1 pseudogene is annotated in these 274 nt (G+C 46.7%); it reads right to left on the reverse strand.

The features are described 5' to 3' along the window. Window positions 1-274 (reverse strand): annotated as a pseudogene (locus R2R70_RS20235) (sodium:proton antiporter); the annotation flags it as partial.

Here is a 274-nt window from a genome sequence, read left to right on the forward strand (position 1 = left end):
GCAACCATTCTCGGCGCATTAATTGAGTTGTAACCCAGCCTGCTGCTACCCCTATTGTTAGACCAACTCCAACAGTTTTAACTAAAGCAACAATAGTATGGCTTAGTACCTCGCCTTGGCCTACTAACATTACTGCTTCAAATACCAGTACAGCAAACAATGCCCCGATAGGGTCAATAACAATCCCTTCCCAGCGTAGAATGCGGTCTATGTCTTGTGTGGGGCGCATGGAGTTTAGTAAAGGCGCTATTACTGTCGGGCCTGTTACCACAAG

The organism is Cobetia sp. SIMBA_158, from assembly GCF_046566945.1.
GTDB classification, from domain to species: Bacteria; Pseudomonadota; Gammaproteobacteria; order Pseudomonadales; family Halomonadaceae; genus Cobetia; species Cobetia amphilecti.